This is a genomic window from Pseudomonas sp. HLS-6 (assembly GCF_002753995.1).
Taxonomy (GTDB): Bacteria; Pseudomonadota; Gammaproteobacteria; order Pseudomonadales; family Pseudomonadaceae; genus Aquipseudomonas; species Aquipseudomonas defluvii.
Genome location: NZ_CP024478.1, coordinates 318,651 through 332,896, shown reverse-complemented (window position 1 = coordinate 332,896; position 14,246 = coordinate 318,651). Strand labels below are relative to the sequence as shown.

Here is a 14,246-nt window from a genome sequence, read left to right as displayed (position 1 = left end):
TATGACCACTTCGTTGCAACCTGCTTATGCCCTGGTCCCCGGTGCAAACCTGGAGGCCTACGTACACACGGTCAACAGCATCCCTTTGCTGACCGTCGAGCAGGAGCGTGAACTGGCCGAGAGTCTCTACTACCAGCAGGATCTTGAGGCGGCTCGGCAAATGGTGCTCGCCCACCTGCGTTTTGTCGTGCATATCGCCCGCAGTTACTCGGGTTACGGGCTGGCCCAGGCTGACCTGATCCAGGAAGGTAACGTTGGCCTGATGAAGGCGGTCAAACGCTTCAATCCGGAAATGGGCGTTCGTCTGGTGTCGTTCGCCGTGCACTGGATCAAGGCCGAGATCCACGAATTCATCCTGCGTAACTGGCGAATCGTCAAAGTCGCGACCACCAAGGCTCAGCGCAAGCTGTTCTTCAACCTGCGCAGCCAAAAGAAACGTCTGGCCTGGCTGAACAACGATGAAGTGCATCGTGTAGCCGAAAGCCTGGGTGTAGAGCCGCGTGAAGTCCGCGAGATGGAAAGCCGCCTGACCGGTCAGGACATGGCCTTCGACCCAGCCGCTGAAGCGGACGACGACAGCGCCTTCCAGTCTCCAGCCAACTACCTGGAAGACCACCGTTACGACCCGGCCCGTCAGCTTGAGGATGCAGACTGGAGCGACAACTCCACCAGCAACCTGCACGAAGCCCTGCAAGGCCTGGATGAGCGTAGCCGCGACATTCTCTACCAGCGCTGGCTGGCCGAAGAAAAGGCCACCCTGCATGACCTGGCTGAGAAATACAGCGTGTCGGCTGAGCGTATTCGCCAGCTGGAGAAAAACGCGATGAACAAGGTCAAGGCGCTGATCGTCGCCTGAGACCGCCTTAGCGGCCCAAACCCATCGTTGGCAAGCCAACTCCCACACCGCCTTGTGCAATCCAGTGGAAGTCAGGCTTGCCTGCGATACAGGCGCCGCGAACCGACTGCCCTGCAGAATCATGCGCTCGCTACGTTGACGTAGGCGCCGGCCCTGCCGACGACACCGGCATCCCATCCAATACGCCTTCAACCAATGCCTTGGCCATTTCCGCCGAATGCAGCACCGACCACAACATCCCACGCCCGGTTTCTTCGGCATGGTGCTGGCAGTAGTAGTCGGTAACGTCACGGATACCGCGCAGCAATAGAGTCGCATGAACCAGCGCGTCTTCGGCCTGGACACCGCTGCAAACGCTGAACATCGGAGGATGACTGGACTGGCAGGTGCCAAAAGGGATGGCGGCAGTGGTGCCAAGGGCGGGAGGTGGATCGGGGACGATTTTTTTCATGGTGCACTCCTGTACCTGATGAAGGAGCTGCCATCCGATCTTTCTCACGAGATAGGGTGGCAGCCGTACGCGGGGTGAGAAACCGAGGATACAGGAGCTCGGCCAGACCGAAATCTGCCCGCGCACGGCTACCATGACATAACGCCATAAAGGACTGCGCCCTGTATCTGACTTCCGGGTTCTCACGCCCGATCACTGAACGTTCAGTGACAGGTCGAAGCTAATACCGAGACACACATAGGGCAATCACCCCAAGGCGACAGCGCTCGTAGGATAGTTCCTAAAGCCTAGAATTACAGCAGCGCGATAAGCAGGGTTCGGGCACATCGTTGGCAAGCCAACGCCCACGCAGCCTTGCGCAATCCTGTGGGAGCCAGGCTTGCCTGCGATGCAGGCGCCGCAAACGGGCTGGCACCCCACCCTAACGCGCTCACAATGTTAAGCAAGGTGTCGACCCGGCTGATGAAACCGGCATCACGTCCAGTACGCTCTCAACCGAGAACAGACGGAATCACTCTCACAAAATTGGGTGGCAGCTGTACGCGGGGTGAGAAACCGGCGAGTTTGGAAACCGGCCAGGCATAAGCCTGCCTGCGCACAGCCGCCAAAACTTCGCTGATGCACGTCAGGTCTTCGGTTTCCCACACACGATCGCCGATTGAGCATCAATTGAGCGAAAGTAGTCTCACACCCTCCCCCGAGCAACCTTTCAAGTTCGACAGCGCTCGTAGGACAGTTCTTGGCACCTAGAATTACCGTAGTCCATCACGCCCATTTACTATCGCATCTACGCTTCGCAACACTTTTTATTCCAAAAACAACTAAGCAAATTCCATTTCGATATAAATTCGTCAGTTTTCATGCTGTTAGCATTTCTGTTCGCAATCGCACACAGAAGCGATGCCCCTGCTTTGTTTTGGAGCTTCAATGAATCTGCCGTTAACCCTTAACCTGCTGGCGTTCCTCGCATTGCTGCTAGGCCTGGCACAAACCCGTAACAGCACCTGGAGCCTGGCGAAGAAGGTTCTCGCGGGCCTGATCCTCGGCGTACTGTTCGGAACCGCTCTGCATGCCATTTATGGCGCCGGCCACCCAGTGCTCAAGGCCACCCTCAGTTGGCTCGATCTGGTCGGTAACGGCTATGTGCAGTTGCTGCAGATGATCGTCATGCCGCTGATCTTCGCGTCGATCCTCAGCGCTGTGGCCCGTTTGCACAACGCCTCGTCACTGGGCCGGATCAGCTTCCTGACCATCGGCACCCTGCTGTTCACCACGGCCATTGCCGCGCTGATCGGCATCGTGCTGACCAACCTGTTCGGTCTGAGTGCTGAAGGGCTGGTCGCCGGCACTCAGGAAATGGCGCGCATGCAGGCCATCCAGAGCGATTACGCCGGTAAGGTCGCCGACCTGAATATCCCGCAATTGCTGCTGTCGTTCATCCCGCAGAACCCGGTGGGTGATCTAGCCCGGGCCAAGCCAACCTCGATCATCAGTGTGGTGATCTTCGCGGCCTTCCTCGGCGTGGCCGCGCTGCAGCTGCTCAAGGACGATGCAGAGAAAGGCAACCGTGCCCTGGCGGCCATCGACACCCTGCAAGCCTGGGTGATGCGCCTGGTTCGCCTGGTGATGAAGCTGACCCCCTACGGCGTGCTCGCACTGATGACCAAGGTGGTGGCCAGCTCGAACCTGGACGACATCCTCAAACTGGGTAGCTTTGTGGTGGTGTCCTACATCGGCCTGGGGCTGATGTTCGTGGTGCATGGCCTGTTGCTGTCGCTGAGCGGCATCAACCCGCTGCGCTTCTTGCGCAAGGTCTGGCCGGTGCTGACCTTCGCCTTCACCAGCCGCTCCAGTGCAGCCAGTATTCCGCTGAATATCGAAGCGCAAACCCAGCGCCTGGGCGTGCCGCAGTCGATTGCCAGCTTCGCTGCCTCGTTCGGCGCCACCATTGGCCAGAACGGCTGTGCCGGCCTGTACCCGGCAATGCTGGCGGTAATGGTTGCGCCTGCAGTGGGCATCAACCCGCTCGACCCTCTGTGGATCGCAACCTTGGTAGCGATTGTGACCCTGAGTTCGGCCGGTGTGGCGGGCGTGGGGGGCGGAGCTACCTTCGCCGCACTGATCGTGCTGCCAGCGATGGGCTTGCCTGTGGAACTGGTGGCGCTGCTGATTTCCGTAGAACCGCTGATCGACATGGGCCGCACAGCGCTGAACGTCAGTGGCTCAATGACAGCGGGCGTGATTACCAGCCAGATGATGCAGCAGACCGACAAGGCACTGCTGGCAGCGGATGAACACGCGGCGCTGTCAAATACCTGAGTAGGGCGTCAGCGCCTACAAGGCCTTCTCCCAGACCTCGAAGTGATACGCCGGGGTCTGTTCATTGGCCGGGTTTTCCTGGGTGGATGCCAAGCGCCAGTGCGCAGCATCAAACTCAGGGAACCAGGCGTCCCCTTCCGGGCTCAACTCGACCCGGGTCAGGTACAAGCGATCTGCCAGACCACGCGCCAGCGCCTGGGTGTAGAGCTGCGCACCGCCGATCAGCATCAGCTCGTCCACCCCCTGCTCACGCGCCCAGGCGTCGGCACGGGCGATGGCCGCCTCTAGCGAATCGAACACCTCGGCACCTTCCAGTGTCAGCCCGGGCTGGCGGCTGACCACCAGGTTGAGCCGACCCGGCAATGGTCGACCGAGCGAATCCCAGGTCTTGCGACCCATGATGATCGGCTTGCCCAAGGTGGTGGCCTTGAAGTACTTGAAATCCCCCGGCAGGTGCCAGGGCATGCGGTTGTCGATGCCGATCACACGGTTCTCGGCGAGCGCCGCGATCAGGCTGAGGGGAAGTGATGTTTTCATGTCGGCGAGGATAGCAAAGCCCGCTGTGCCACGCCTGGGTTATGCTCTGGACTGACGTGATCAATGGACTTTTGCGTGACTGGACTGACAGACCTGGACAAACGCTGGCTTACCGAAGCGGTACGCTTGCGCGAAGAACACGCCGGCCCTCTGGACGATCAGGAGGCTAATCGCCGTGCCCGCCAACTGGGGGGCGACCTCGCAACGCGGATCGAAAACCGTGCGCTCTGGCTGGCTGAACGTGACGGCATGCGTGCCGCGCTACTGCACTGGAAACAGGGCGCGCGACTGGCCCTGCTGGTGCTGCTGGCGGTGGCTGTGCTGAGCGGTGCCGGTTTGGCCTTTGCCGCGCTGGGCGACGGCCAGCGACCGGTGAATGTGTTCTGGGCCGTGGGCAGCCTGCTCGGGGTCAACTTGCTGCTGTTGCTGAGCTGGGCCATGAGCTTTTCCCTGGCTGGCGAGCAAGGTGCAAGCCTGGGCCGTGTATGGCTATGGCTGAGCGAGAAGCTCGCACGCGACGCGCAGGCGGTGCATCTGGCGCCGGCCTTACTGCTGTTGTTGCAACGCCAGCGGCTCAACCGCTGGCTGCTCGGGGCTCTGGTCAACGGCCTCTGGCTACTGGCACTGGGCAGCGCCCTGCTGGTGCTGCTGGTACTGCTGGCAACCCGCCGTTACGGCTTTGTCTGGGAGACCACCATCCTCGGCGACCAGACCTTCATTGACCTGACCCAGGCACTCGGTGCCTTGCCGGCACTGCTGGGTTTCAGCGTGCCGGACGTGGCCATGATCCGCGCCAGCGGCGTCAGCCAGCCGGTGCTGGAACTGGCCCGTCAGGCGTGGGCCGGCTGGTTGCTGGGCGTGCTGATGGTCTACGGCCTGCTGCCGCGCCTGCTGCTGGCCGCGACTTGCCTGTGGCGCTGGCGACGTGGCCGTCAGCACCTGAGCCTGGACCTGAAACTACCGGGCTACAACACCCTGCGTGAGGCCCTGATACCCAGTAGCGAACGCTTGGGCATCAACGACCCAGAACCCGCGGCCATGCCAGAGGTCACTCGCCTGGCCGACGCGGAACACAGCGCAGGCGCCCTGCTGGTGGGCCTTGAGTTGGACGACCAGCGCCCGTGGCCACCCGCGCTACCCGCCAGCGTCGTGGATGCCGGCATCCTCGACAGCCGCGAGTCGCGCAACCGGCTGTTGGAACAACTGAGCCGCTTCCCCCCTGCACGTCTGGCGATAGCCTGCGACCCACGCCGCTCGCCGGACCGTGGCAGCCTGGCGTTGATCGCCGAACTGGCGCGCAGCGCCGGGGCCACGCGGATCTGGCTGATGCAAGCGCCACCTGGGCAAGCACTGGACAGCGAGCGACTGGGCGACTGGCATCAGGCGCTGGAAAAACTTGACCTGACGTTCGCCGACACGGCGCCCTTGCACTGGCTGGAGCATGGCCATGACTGAGCCCTTGAAGCTGGCCGTGGTCGGCCACACCAACGTCGGCAAGACCTCGCTGCTGCGCACCCTCACCCGCGATGTGGGGTTTGGTGAAGTGTCACACCGGCCCAGCACCACCCGCCACGTGGAAGGCGCACGGTTGTCGGTGGCGGGCGAGCCCCTGCTGGAGCTTTACGACACACCCGGCCTGGAAGACGCCATCGCCCTGCTCGACTACCTCGAACGCCTGGAGCGCCCCGGCGAACGCCTCGACGGCCCGGCGCGACTGGAGCGCTTTCTGCAGGGCAGCGAAGCCCGCCAGCGTTTTGAACAGGAAGCCAAGGTGCTGCGCCAGTTACTGGCCAGCGATGCCGGGCTATACGTGATCGATGCCCGCGAGCCGGTGCTGGCCAAATACCGCGATGAACTGGAGGTGTTGGCAGGCTGCGGTAAACCGCTGCTGCCGGTGCTCAATTTCGTCGCCAGCAGCAACCATCGTGAACCGGACTGGCGCGAAGCGCTGGCCCGTTTGGGGCTGCATGCGCTGGTGCGCTTCGATAGCGTGGCCCCACCGGAAGATGGCGAACGCAGGCTTTATGAGAGCCTTGGCATTCTGCTGGAAAGTGCCCGCCCTGCCCTGCAGCGCTTGATCGACGACCAACAGGCGCAGCGCGAAGCGCGTCGTCACAGCGCCCGCCAACTGATCGCCGAGCTGCTGCTCGACTGCGCAGCCTGTCGCCGCAGTGTACTGGCCGACCCCGCACAGGAGGCGGCGGCTATCGAGCAGTTGCGCCAGACCATACGCCAACGTGAACAACGTTGCGTCGACGCCTTGCTCAAGCTCTATGCGTTCCGCAGCCAGGATGCCAGCGCCGAGGATCTGCCGTTGCTCGACGGACGCTGGGGCGATGACCTGTTCAACCCGGAAACCCTCAAGCTGCTGGGTGTTCGCCTGGGTAGCGGCGTGGCGGCAGGGGCTGCCGCAGGTGCGGGCGTTGACTTGCTGGTAGGTGGCCTGACCCTGGGCGCGGCAGCATTGGCTGGCGCCATTGCCGGCGGCGCGCTGCAGACCGCACGCAACTATGGCTCGCGCTTGCTGGGCAAGCTCAAAGGGCAACGTGAACTGACAGTGGACGATGGTGTGTTACGCCTGCTGGCCTTGCGTCAGCGCCAGCTGGCTCAGGCATTGGACCACCGTGGGCACGCAGCACAGGCGCGCATCACACTGGGCACACCACAGGACAACAGCTGGCGTGACGGCAAGCTGCCCGAAGCCCTCAACAAGGCTCGGGCGCACCCGCAGTGGTCATCGCTCAATGCGGGGGCGCGGCTGAGCCAGGCAGAGCGCCTGGAGCAGCTTGAAGCCTTGGTGCAAGAGCTGTAGGCCCTGTCACTTACTGCTGCGCCACCTTTTCCGACTTGCCGTCATAGCGCTTGCGCCATTCAGCCAGGATACCGTCACGGTTTTTCGAGGCCCAGGCGAAGTCGTTCTTGATCAGGCGCTGTTCATAGTCGGCTGGCAGTTCGGTCTGCGGCTTGGCGATGCCCGGCTGAGCCAGCACGGCGAAGTTTTCCTTGTACAACTCCATCGCCGCCGGGCTGGCGGAGAAGTCGGCCAAGCGCTTGGCGGCTGCTTCATGCTGGCTGCCCTTGAGTACGGCAGTAGCCTCGATCTCCCAGCCCAGGCCTTCTTTTGGCAAGACGATATCCAACGGCGCACCTTGGCGCTTGAGCTGAACCGCCGGGTACTCGAAGGAAATACCAATCGGGAATTCACCGGCCGCGGCCAACTTGCAGGGTTTGGAACCGGAGTGAACGTACTGGCCGATGTTCTGGTGCAGAGCATCCATGTACGCCCAGCCCTGTGGTTCACCAAAGGTCTGCAACCAGGCGCTGACGTCCAGGAAGCCAGTGCCGGAGGACGCAGGGTTCGGCATGACGATCTTGCCCTTGTATTCCGGCTTGGTCAGGTCCTGCCAGCTCAGAGGCTTGCTCAGGCCCTGCTTCTCGGCCTCGATGGTGTTGAAGCAGATGGTCGCCGCCCAGACGTCCATGCCAACCCAGGCCGGTGGATTGGCCGCGTCGCGGTAGTTGCCACCGATCTTTTCCAGGTCTTTGGGGGCGTAGTGCTGCAGCATGCCCTGCTGGTCAAGAACCGCCAGGCTGGAGGCCGCCAGGCCCCAGACCGCATCGGCTTGCGGGCGATCCTTTTCCGCCAGCAGCTTGGCGGTAATGATGCCGGTGGAGTCACGTACCCATTTGATCTCGATATCCGGGTTGGCCTTCTCGAAGGCCTGTTTGTAGGTCTTCAACTGCTCGGCCTCCAGTGCGGTGTACACCGTCAGTTGAGTCGTAGCGGCCTGGGCCTGCACAGTCATGGCAGTGAGGACGGCAGCGGCAAGAGCAAGTGGCTTGAACATGGTGCGGTTCCTTGAGCGGTACAGGTTAGAGGGTGATCAGTGGCCTGGCGCACGCTGGCGCCAGGCTTGGGAGCGTTGCAGCAGGCCGCGCGAGGCCCAGGCCAGCAGCAACGAGACGGCCGCGCTGGTCAGCAGAATCAGGGTGGACATGGCCGCCGCGCCGCCGACGTTGCCGGCATCGTCCATGTTCAACACAGCGACGGCGGCGAGGATGGTGTCGGGGCTGTAGAGGAAGATCGCCGCTGACACCGTGGTCATCGCCGAGACGAACAGGTAGCGAATGATGTCCAGCAGTGCGGGCAGGCAGATCGGCACAGTCACCCGCAGGAAATGCCGGTACAGCGGCGCCTTGAGCGACAGTGCGGCGGCCTCGAACTCGCCGTCGAGTTGGCGCAGTGCGGTGGTCGCGGTCATCTGAGCGGTGGTCAAATAATGTGCAATGGTGCACACCACCAGCAGCGTCATGCTGCCGTAGAACACATGCAACGGGTTGCCGCTCAAGTTGAAGAAGAAGACATAGCCCAGACCCAGCACCAGCCCCGGCACAGCCATCGGCACAAAGCTGAGCAGGCGCAGCAGCAGGTTCAGGCTGCGTTGGCCGCGGGTTTTCTCCATCAGGTAGGCACCGGTGAAGATCACCACACTGCCAATCAGTGCCACACCCAGGGCCATGGTCAGGCTGTTGCGATAAGCGAGCCAGCCGCCACCGGCGGTGTCGTCGAACTGGTAGTGCTTCAGCGAAAGCGACAGGTTGTAAGGCCAGAACTTCACCAGCGACGAGTAAACCGCCATACCCACCACCAGCAACAGAATCGCGCACACCAGCAGTACCAGCGCCAGGAACCAGCCATCGCGCTGCCGCGATGGCGCCGGCAGGAACACCTGTGCCCGGCCACTCATTGCATCGCCCTGACGGCGGCGCAACCAGGCATCGACCGCGAAGCTGAACAGCGCTGGCAGCAACAGCACCATACCGATCAGTGCGCCGCGACCGAACTGCTGCTGCCCCACTACCGCCTTGTAGGCTTCCAGCGCCAACACCTGATAGTCGCCGCCCACCACGACCGGCACACCGAAGTCCGTGATGGTCAGGGTGAATACCAGGCAGAATGCAGCGAAGACCGCCTGCCGGGTTGCAGGCCAGGTAATGCTGTGGAACGCCCGCCAAGGGCCTGCGCCCATACTGGAGGCTGCATCGAACAACCGTGCATCGGCCAGCGACAGTGCCGACAGCAGGATCATCAGGGCATGAGGAAAGGTGTAGATCGCCTCGCCAAGGACAATGCCCCAGAAGCCGTAGATGTTGTCGTTGAGCAGACCGCGCAACAGCCCCTGGTTACCGAACAGGTAGACCAGCGCAATGGCCGGCAACATCGACGGCGCCAGCAGTGGCAACAGCGAAATCCCGCGCCAGATCGACTTGCCCGGAATCAGCGTGCGCTGCAGGGCATAGGCGAACAGGTAGGCCACGGGCACGACGATGGCTGCCACACTCAGCGATACCTTGAGACTGTTGCCCAGCAACCAATGGAAATTGGCGCTGGTCACCAGCTCAATGGCCGCCGTCAGGCCACCGCCCTGCCCGGCCTCGCTGCTGAAACCACGCCAGAAGATCGCAAGCAGCGGCAGCAGGACAGCGACGGTCAACAGCAGCAGCAACACCACCTTACCGCCGACCACGAACAGGCGATCACCCCGTGCGATGCGGGCCGATTGAGTGCGGGACGCCTGAGCGCCCGGCAGTGCGATTGGCGCAGCCATCTCAGGCAAACACCTGCAGGCTGCGCGGTGGCAGGGCGACCCAGATGTCCTGTGAACCAAGGCGCGGCATGGCCTCCGGCGCGACTTCCGCCAACAGCGGATGGCCAGGCAGTTCGTTGAACTCAAAGCTCATGCGGCAGCGGTTGCCGAGGAACGTGATCTCCCGCACCCGGGCCGGGAACAGGTTTTCTTCGTGGGTCGGCGGGTTGACACTGATCGCCTCGGGGCGGCAGAACAACCGACCGCTGCGGGCCTGGCTAGCGCCTTGGTCGAGGCGCATGTTCATCGAACCGACCTGCGCATGGCTGTCGCTGCTGCGCTGGAACGGCAGCCAGTTACCCTGGCCGACGAACTCGGCCACAAACGGAGTGGCCGGTTTGTCATAAATCGCCTGCGGGGAGGCGTACTGCTCAACCTGCCCGTTGTTCATCACGGCAATGCGGTCGGCCATCAGCATGGCCTCGTCCTGATTGTGAGTCACCATCAGGGTGGTGATGCCAAGCTGACGCTGCAATTGGCGTAACTCGCTGCACAAGTGCTCACGCACACGGGCGTCGAGCGCCGACATTGGCTCATCGAGCAGCAACAGTGAGGGGGCTGGCGCCAGGGCACGCGCCAAGGCAACGCGCTGCTGCTGCCCGCCAGAGAGTTGGCCGGGGTACTTTTTCTCGCTGCCCGACAGGCCCACCAGTTCCAACATCTGCGCTACACGCTGGCGCACTTCATCACGGCCACTGCCGCTCAGGCCATAGGCAATGTTGGCTTCGACCGTGAGGTTGGGAAACAGCGCATAGGACTGGAACAGAATGCCGTAGTCCCGCGCCTGCGGCGGCAGGTCGGAAATATCACGATCACCGATGTACAGCGTGCCACGGTCCTGACGCTCCAACCCGGCGATGCAACGCAGCAACGTGGTCTTGCCGCACCCGGAAGGGCCAAGCAGGCAGACCAGCTCGCCTGCGGCGATATCCAGGGATACATCCTGCAGTGCCGTGAAAGCACCGAAGCGTTTGTGGATGCCGCGCACCTTCATCTGTGCGCCAGGGTTTACGAGTGGGTTGTTCATGGCAGGGCCTCACCGAGCAGATGAGGGTCATGCTAGGAGGCGAATGCGAAGCTTCTGTGGCGCGCAGGCAAAAGCTACCGATAGTGGTATAGGCAGATTTGGGTTAACTGCCATTGCCAGCAAAGCCGCACCGTTTGCAGCGGCGGGGTGCCAGTGGGTGCGCAGCGCCTGCATCGCGGGCAAGCCCGGCTCCTACAGGGATAGGCGCAGCAGGCTTGCCTTGGCCTACAGGTTGCAGGCCGCGACTTCCTGGGCGAGGCCAAGAAACGCTGCGGGCAGACGGGCCTGGCGCCGTTCCTTCAGGCAATAGAGGTATTCGTACATGTGTGGAGCTCCCTCCAGGGTCAGCACGCGCAATTCCGGGTTATGCGGCACTTCATGGCGAGCAATGATGCTGATGCCGATGTTGCGCAGCACCCCCTCGCGAATCGACTCGCGACTGCCGATTTCCAACAACGAACCCGCCTTCACCCCGGCATCGGCCAGCATCTGTTCAGTCAGGCGACGCGTCGTGGAACCAAGTTCACGCATCAGCAGGCAATGCCCGCTCAAGGCGCTGAGCGGCACAGACCCGCGATTGGCCAACGGATGATTGCGATGCACCGCCACCACCAGCGGGTCGGTGCCAAGTACCCGCCGCACCAGCCGGGCATCTTCGAGTAACTGCGAGGACGCCGCGAGGTCCACCCGGTAGTCTTCCAGCAACTCCAACACCTGTTGGGAGTTGCCGATCTCTACCGAAACCTCAACCTGCGGCAAGCGTTCACGGAAGATCTTCACCAGGTCGAGAATGTAGTACGGCGCCGTCGCGGCGATGCGCAGGGTGCCCTGGGCCTGGCCGCTGTTACGCAGGAAGAACTCGATGTCCGCTTCCTGCTGCAACAACACCTTGACCATCGGCAACAGACGCGCACCGTCGTCACTCAAGGTCAGGCGACGACCGCCACGGTAAAACAACTCAACCCCGTACTGGCTTTCCAGATTGCGGATCTGCGTGGTCACGGTCGGTTGGCTGAGCCCGAGCTTCTTCGCCGCCAGGGTAATGCTGCCCAACCGCGCGACCATGTAGAACGCTTTCAACTCGGCACTCAACATACATCCTCATTTTCTCAGCAGACGCAGACCGTTGAAGACCACCAACAGACTGACGCCCATATCGGCAAACACGGCCATCCACATGGTCGCCATGCCAGCAAAGGTGATGCCCAGGAAGATCGCCTTGATCCCCAGCGCCAGCACGATGTTCTGCTTCAGAATCGCCGCGCTGTTGCGCGAGAGCCTGACGAAGGCCGGGATTTTGCGCAAGTCGTCATCCATCAACGCCACGTCGGCCGTCTCGATGGCCGTGTCGGTGCCGGCTGCAGCCATGGCAAAGCCAATTTCGGCCCGTGCCAGTGCCGGAGCATCGTTGATACCGTCGCCGACCATGCCCACCCGATGACCTTTGCTGTAGAGGTCTTCAATGGTCTTGAGCTTGTCGGCGGGCAACAGGTTGCCGTAGGCCTGATCGATGCCCACCTGGGCGGCAATGGCCTCGGCGGTATGCGGGTTGTCGCCGGTCAGCATGACGGTGCGGATGCCCAGTTCGTGCAATTGAGCGATGGCCTCACGGCTGCTGTCCTTGACCGTGTCGGCCACGGCAAACAACGCCACCGGGCCGGAGCCGTCAAGCAACAACACGACACTTTTGCCCTGACGCTCCAGAAGATCGAGACGGGCTTCCAGTTGCGGCGAGCACAGGCCAAGGTCTTCTACCAGCCGATGGTTACCCAGGTGGTACAAGGTGCCCTCGACCAGCCCGCGAACCCCTCGCCCCGGCAGGGCCTGGAAGTCATGAACCTCATGCACGACGATGCCCTGCTGTTCGGCCTGCTGCGCTACCGCATGGGACACCGGGTGGTCGGAACGGGCGGCGAGGCTGGCGGCGATGCGCTGCGCGGCGCTTTCGAACAGTGGATCGAGCAGTTGGAAATCGGTCTGCACCGGTTTGCCGTGGGTTAGGGTGCCGGTCTTGTCCAAGGCCAGGAAATCAAGCTTGCGACCGCCCTCCAGGTACACGCCCCCCTTGATCAGAATGCCCTTGCGCGCAGCAGCGGCCAGGCCACTGACAATCGTCACCGGGGTAGAAATCACCAAGGCACAAGGGCACGCGACCACCAGCAAGACCAAGGCCCGGTAGATCCAGTCGAACCACGCGGCTCCAGTGAACACTGGCGGCACGACCGCTACAAGCAGGGCAAGGGCAAACACCACCGGGGTGTAAATGCGCGAGAACTGATCAACGAAGCGCTGCGTCGGCGCACGCGCACCTTGTGCCTGCTCCACGGCCTTGATGATCCGCGCCAGGGTCGATTGACCGGCGGGCGCTGTTACACGGAACTCCAAGGCCCCACCCTGGTTGATGGTGCCGGCGAACAGTTTGTCGCCCGGCCCTTTCTCGACGGGCAGGCTTTCGCCGGTGATCGGCGCCTGATCGACGCTGGATTGCCCCAGCAGTACCTCACCGTCCAAACCGATACGCTCACCGGGACGAACCCGTACACGAGCGCCCAACGCCACGTGTTTGACCTCCATCTCCAGCCACTGGCCATCAGCCTGTTGCACGGTGGCGCGGTCAGGGCTCAACTGCATCAAGCCGCCGATGGCGTTACGCGCACGGTCCAGCGAGCGGGCCTCGATCAGTTCGGCCAAGGTAAACAGGAACATCACCATCGCCGCTTCCGGCCACTGACCGATCAGCACTGCACCGGTCACCGCGATGCTCATCAGGGCGTTGATGTTCAGGTTGCGGTTTTTCAGGGCGATCCAGCCCTTCTTGTAAGTACCCAGGCCGCCGCTGAGGATCGCCACCAGCGCGACCAGTGCCACCACCCAGTTCGGCGCGACCGCCGTGAAGTGAATGACTTCCGCCACCAGGGCCGCGACGCCAGAAAGCGCCAGCGGCCACCAAGGCTTCTTCGCCGTTACACGCGGCTCATCCTGCGCCTCGGCGTTCTCTGTCAGCGGTTCGGCCTGCATGCCCAGGCCAGCGATGACCTGCTCGATAACCTTTGCCTCAACCAGGGTATGCCGCACGCCAAGCACGCGGTTGATCAAGTTGAATTCCAGTTGCTCGATCCCCGCCAGTTTGCCCAGCGCGTTCTGGATCAGGGTCTGTTCGGTCGGGCAGTCCATGGCCTCGATCCGAAAGCGGCTCAGGCGAGCGTTGGCACTGCTCGCCTCGCTCAACTGAATCAGCGCCGGCGCCTCGGCAGCCGAGCAACAGGCATGGCCGTGCGCTTGATGGCCATGAGCGTGGTCATTGTCGTGGTCATCATGCGCCTTATGGGCGTGGTTGTGGCTGACAGGCTGGTGCATACGGTTCATCCCTAAAGGTCCTGTTGCCAAGTACACACCCTGTAGCCACTA

At 62.6% G+C, this 14,246-nt stretch carries 11 protein-coding genes; 4 read left to right on the top strand and 7 right to left on the bottom strand.

The window, feature by feature from the left end; all coding sequences use genetic code 11:
- The first annotated feature begins 1 nt into the window (after position 1).
- A complete protein-coding gene (rpoH, locus tag CS390_RS01485; RefSeq protein ID WP_065757982.1) occupies positions 2 to 856 on the top strand; it encodes an RNA polymerase sigma factor RpoH in 855 nt (284 codons plus the stop codon).
- Positions 857 to 986: 130 nt separating this feature from the next.
- On the opposite strand, the gene CS390_RS01480 is transcribed toward rpoH, so the two are convergent.
- On the bottom strand, positions 987 to 1,307 hold the full coding sequence (locus tag CS390_RS01480; protein ID WP_065757983.1) for a DUF3077 domain-containing protein: 321 nt from the start codon (positions 1,305 to 1,307) through the stop codon (positions 987 to 989).
- A 927-nt stretch (positions 1,308 to 2,234) separates the two neighbouring features.
- Between CS390_RS01480 and CS390_RS01475 the strand changes: the two genes are divergently transcribed.
- Positions 2,235 to 3,626: an L-cystine transporter gene (locus tag CS390_RS01475; protein ID WP_099773318.1), complete on the top strand. Its 1,392-nt coding sequence runs from the start codon at positions 2,235 to 2,237 to the stop codon at positions 3,624 to 3,626.
- 15 nt (positions 3,627 to 3,641) lie between these two features.
- Here the strand turns inward: CS390_RS01475 and CS390_RS01470 are convergent, their stop codons facing one another.
- Positions 3,642 to 4,163: a dihydrofolate reductase gene (locus CS390_RS01470; protein WP_099773317.1), complete on the bottom strand. Its 522-nt coding sequence runs from the start codon at positions 4,161 to 4,163 to the stop codon at positions 3,642 to 3,644.
- Positions 4,164 to 4,226: 63 nt separating this feature from the next.
- On the opposite strand from CS390_RS01470, the gene CS390_RS01465 reads away from it, so the two are divergent.
- Together CS390_RS01465 and CS390_RS01460 are read left to right on the top strand one after the other, a co-directional pair.
- Positions 4,227 to 5,618 carry a DUF2868 domain-containing protein gene (locus CS390_RS01465; RefSeq protein WP_099773316.1) on the top strand — a complete coding sequence of 464 codons (1,392 nt, stop codon included), beginning with the start codon at positions 4,227 to 4,229 and terminating at the stop codon, positions 5,616 to 5,618.
- A complete protein-coding gene (locus CS390_RS01460) occupies positions 5,611 to 6,975 on the top strand; it encodes a GTPase/DUF3482 domain-containing protein (RefSeq protein ID WP_099773315.1) in 1,365 nt (454 codons plus the stop codon). The genes CS390_RS01465 and CS390_RS01460 overlap by 8 nt, the downstream gene beginning before the upstream one ends.
- A gap of 10 nt (positions 6,976 to 6,985) precedes the next feature.
- Here the strand turns inward: CS390_RS01460 and CS390_RS01455 are convergent, their stop codons facing one another.
- The 5 genes from CS390_RS01455 to CS390_RS01435 form a co-directional block, all read right to left on the bottom strand.
- A complete protein-coding gene (locus tag CS390_RS01455; protein ID WP_099773314.1) occupies positions 6,986 to 8,011 on the bottom strand; it encodes a putative 2-aminoethylphosphonate ABC transporter substrate-binding protein in 1,026 nt (341 codons plus the stop codon).
- 36 nt (positions 8,012 to 8,047) lie between these two features.
- Positions 8,048 to 9,772 (bottom strand): putative 2-aminoethylphosphonate ABC transporter permease subunit, encoded by a 1,725-nt coding sequence (locus CS390_RS01450; protein WP_065757989.1) that lies wholly within the window; start codon positions 9,770 to 9,772, stop codon positions 8,048 to 8,050.
- Between the two features lies 1 nt (position 9,773).
- Positions 9,774 to 10,838 (bottom strand): putative 2-aminoethylphosphonate ABC transporter ATP-binding protein, encoded by a 1,065-nt coding sequence (locus CS390_RS01445; RefSeq protein WP_065757990.1) that lies wholly within the window; start codon positions 10,836 to 10,838, stop codon positions 9,774 to 9,776.
- Between the two features lie 225 nt (positions 10,839 to 11,063).
- Positions 11,064 to 11,933 carry a LysR family transcriptional regulator gene (locus CS390_RS01440; RefSeq protein WP_099773313.1) on the bottom strand — a complete coding sequence of 290 codons (870 nt, stop codon included), beginning with the start codon at positions 11,931 to 11,933 and terminating at the stop codon, positions 11,064 to 11,066.
- 6 nt (positions 11,934 to 11,939) lie between these two features.
- Positions 11,940 to 14,195, bottom strand: a complete 2,256-nt coding sequence (locus CS390_RS01435; RefSeq protein WP_065758068.1) for a heavy metal translocating P-type ATPase — start codon at positions 14,193 to 14,195, stop codon at positions 11,940 to 11,942.
- Positions 14,196 to 14,246 lie beyond the last annotated feature (51 nt).

What these genes read in the sequence shown, in the direction of transcription:
- CS390_RS01445 (WP_065757990.1), bottom strand. Translation starts at nt 10,838, where the DNA reads ATGAACAACCCACTCGTAAACCCTGGCGCACAGATGAAGGTGCGCGGC.
- rpoH (WP_065757982.1), top strand. Translation starts at nt 2, where the DNA reads ATGACCACTTCGTTGCAACCTGCTTATGCCCTGGTCCCCGGTGCAAAC.
- CS390_RS01450 (WP_065757989.1), bottom strand. Translation starts at nt 9,772, where the DNA reads ATGGCTGCGCCAATCGCACTGCCGGGCGCTCAGGCGTCCCGCACTCAA.
- CS390_RS01435 (WP_065758068.1), bottom strand. Translation starts at nt 14,195, where the DNA reads ATGCACCAGCCTGTCAGCCACAACCACGCCCATAAGGCGCATGATGAC.
- CS390_RS01455 (WP_099773314.1), bottom strand. Translation starts at nt 8,011, where the DNA reads ATGTTCAAGCCACTTGCTCTTGCCGCTGCCGTCCTCACTGCCATGACT.
- CS390_RS01440 (WP_099773313.1), bottom strand. Translation starts at nt 11,933, where the DNA reads ATGTTGAGTGCCGAGTTGAAAGCGTTCTACATGGTCGCGCGGTTGGGC.
- CS390_RS01470 (WP_099773317.1), bottom strand. Translation starts at nt 4,163, where the DNA reads ATGAAAACATCACTTCCCCTCAGCCTGATCGCGGCGCTCGCCGAGAAC.
- CS390_RS01465 (WP_099773316.1), top strand. Translation starts at nt 4,227, where the DNA reads ATGGACTTTTGCGTGACTGGACTGACAGACCTGGACAAACGCTGGCTT.
- CS390_RS01480 (WP_065757983.1), bottom strand. Translation starts at nt 1,307, where the DNA reads ATGAAAAAAATCGTCCCCGATCCACCTCCCGCCCTTGGCACCACTGCC.
- CS390_RS01475 (WP_099773318.1), top strand. Translation starts at nt 2,235, where the DNA reads ATGAATCTGCCGTTAACCCTTAACCTGCTGGCGTTCCTCGCATTGCTG.
- CS390_RS01460 (WP_099773315.1), top strand. Translation starts at nt 5,611, where the DNA reads ATGACTGAGCCCTTGAAGCTGGCCGTGGTCGGCCACACCAACGTCGGC.